Source organism: Kitasatospora sp. NPDC034533 (genome assembly GCF_055575155.1).
This window is the reverse complement of the sequence record NZ_JBVITE010000151.1, coordinates 1-2416: the sequence shown is the minus strand read 5'-3', so window position 1 is coordinate 2416 and position 2416 is coordinate 1. Positions and strand designations below refer to the sequence as shown.

2 protein-coding genes are annotated in these 2416 nt (G+C 70.2%); both read left to right on the top strand.

From position 1 onward, the window contains the following. Positions 1–203: 203 nt before the first annotated feature. Entirely contained in the window at positions 204–1469 is a 1266-nt protein-coding gene (gene istA, locus ACZ55U_RS38940; protein ID WP_465534358.1) for an IS21 family transposase, read from the top strand. Next, complete coding sequence (istB, locus tag ACZ55U_RS38935) at positions 1469–2296, top strand: IS21-like element helper ATPase IstB (RefSeq protein ID WP_465534356.1); 828 nt, start codon at positions 1469–1471, stop codon at positions 2294–2296. The genes istA and istB overlap by 1 nt, the downstream gene beginning before the upstream one ends. Positions 2297–2416 lie beyond the last annotated feature (120 nt).

Here is a 2416-nt window from a genome sequence, read left to right as displayed (position 1 = left end):
CGCCGGCCTGGCGCCGGCGACGAAGTCCTCCGGGTCCTCCATCCATGGCGAACACGCCCCGCGGACCGGCAACCGGCTCCTGAAACGGGCCATGTGTCGGCAACGGGTGAAACGAGGACCACGGACGGCGGATCAAAAGCGGGCCGCTCTGCGATCTCTTGATCATTCTGACTTCATGGGTCTGGAGTCAGGAGGAAGAGAGGGTGATCCGCGTGGAGGACTGGGCCGAGATTCGCCGGCTGCACCGGGCTGAGGGGCTGTCGGCCCGGGCAGTGGCCCGGCAGCTGGGGATCTCCAGAGGCACCGTGTCGCGGGCCCTGGCTTCGGACCGGCCGCCGAAGTACCAGCGTCCGCTGAAGGGCTCGGCGGTGGATGCGGTCGAGCCCGCGATCCGCGAGTTGCTCAAGGCGACTCCCACGATGCCGGTCACCGTGATCGCGGAGCGGATCGGGTGGGAGCGCGGGCTGACGATCCTGCGTGAGCGGGTGCGAGAGCTGCGGCCGGACTATCTGCCGGTGGACCCAGTCTCGCGGACGGTCTACCAGCCCGGCGAGCTCGCCCAGTGCGACCTGTGGTTCCCCGCGGTGGACATCCCGCTCGGCTACGGCCAGTCGGGCCGGCCGCCGGTGCTGGTCATCGTGTCGGGGTATTCGCGGGTGATCACCGCCCGGATGCTGCCCTCCCGGCAGACGGGCGACCTGATCGACGGCCACTGGCGCCTGCTCACCACCTGGGGCGCCGTCCCGAAGATGCTGGTCTGGGACAACGAGGCGGGCGTCGGCAAAGGCAGGCTGACATCCGAGTTCGCCGCGTTCGCGGGGCTGCTGGCCGTCAAGGTCCATCTCTGCCGGCCCCGCGATCCGGAGGCGAAGGGCCTGGTCGAGCGGGCGAACGGCTACCTGGAGACCAGCTTCCTGCCGGGCCGCGTCTTCACCGGCCCCGACGACTTCAACAACCAGCTGACCGCGTGGCTGCAGATCGCCAACCGCAGGCAGCACCGCTCGATCGACGCCCGCCCGGCGGACCGCTGGGAGGCCGACCGGGCCGCGATGCTCACCATCCCACCCGTCGCCCCACCGCACTGGTGGCGCTTCCACACCCGCATCGGCCGCGACCACTACATCCGCGTCGACACCAACGACTACTCCGTCCACCCGCGCGCGATCGGACGCACCGTCATGGTCCGCGCCGACAACGAGGAGGTCACCGTCATCGCAGGCAACGACATCGTGGCCCGGCACACCCGCTGCTGGGCCAGGCACCAGAGCATCACCGACCCCGATCACGCCGCCGCGGCCGAGGTCCTGCGCGGCGAGTTCATCCACCAGCAGGCCGCCCGCGCGGCCACCGCCCACGCCCACCTTCTGGCACCCGACAGCCTGGGCATCGACGTCGAGCAACGCGAACTGGGCACCTACGACCGCATGTTCACCCTCATCGAGGGCGGCGCCGGGAAGGAGGACACCTGATGGCCCGCACCACTGCCGCGACCGCCGCGGCGAAGGCGGACGGCCAGACGGCCCGAACCGGCCGGCAGACCGCCGCGGACCTGGCCTTCCTCGCCCGCGCCATGAAAGCCCCGGTCCTGCTGGACGCCGCCGAGCGCCTGGCCGAACGCGCCCAGGCAGAGTCCTGGACCCACCTCGAGTACTTGGTCGCCTGCCTGCAGCGCGAGGTCTCGGCCCGTGACAGCCACGGCGGCGAGGGCCGCATCCGAGCGGCCCGCTTCCCCGCGATCAAAACCATCGAAGAGCTGGACGTCACCCACCTGCGCGGCCTGACGCGCCAACAACTCGCCCATCTGGGAACACTGGACTTCATAGCCGCCCGGGAGAACGCGATCTTCCTCGGGCCGCCCGGCACCGGCAAGACCCACCTCGCCACCGGACTCGCTGTTCGGGCCTGCCAGGCCGGCCACCGGGTCGCCTTCGCCACCGCCGCCCAGTGGGTCGACCGCCTCGCCGCCGCCCACCAGGCCGGCCGCCTCCAGGACGAGCTCGTCAGGCTCGGCCGCTACCCACTGATCGTGATCGACGAGGTCGGCTACATCCCGTTCGAATCAGAGGCCGCGAACCTGTTCTTCCAGCTGATCTCGAACCGCTACGAGAGAGCCAGCGTGATCGTCACCTCGAACAAGCCCTTCGGACGCTGGGGAGAGACCTTCGGCGACGAGACCGTCGCCGCCGCCATGATCGACCGACTCGTCCACCACGCCGAGGTCCACTCCCTCAAAGGCGAGTCCTACCGCATGCGCGGCCGCGAACTCGGCCGCACCCGCACCACCGACAACGACTGAACAGACCGCACGATGGCCCACGATTTGAGGTTCCCCCGACGTGCGGAAGGTTGCCGGAGATGGCCTGATGGGCCATGAGAAGGGAGCCTCTGCCATGGCTGCACCGATGAAGTACCCGCC